At 28.1% G+C, this 335-nt stretch carries 1 protein-coding gene; it reads right to left on the bottom strand.

Features of this window, described 5'->3' with window-relative positions; all coding sequences use genetic code 11:
• A partial coding sequence (locus tag H4O21_RS28660; protein ID WP_220495899.1) for a tol-pal system YbgF family protein occupies window positions 1-230 on the bottom strand: 230 nt, incomplete at its 3' end.
• Between the last annotated feature and the right edge of the window lie 105 nt (window positions 231-335).

The raw sequence follows: 335 nt of genomic DNA on the forward strand, positions 1-335 counted from the left end.
TAAAAAGATTTTGAGTATAAGTACATCAATTTTTGTGCTTGAGGCTTACCCTTATATTTAGGCACAATTTGTTGAAAAATCCTATTGGCCTTCTCATACTTACCTTCTTGAAAAAGAGAATCACCTGTTTTAAACTTCAGAGCAATATCTTCAGATTTTAAAACCTTTTGATATTCACTGCATGAACTTAAAGTGCAGATAAAAACAATTATGCCGAAAACGTATCTCATAAATTTAAACAAGTTGCAAAATTACACTTATTAAACGTAATTTAAAAATATTATTTTACGGCTAAAATAATTCTTCAAACCTAGTAGCTATCAGGTTTAAGTTAT

This window comes from Oceanospirillum sediminis (assembly GCF_014164585.1).
GTDB lineage: Bacteria > Pseudomonadota > Gammaproteobacteria > Pseudomonadales > Halomonadaceae > Oceanospirillum > Oceanospirillum sediminis.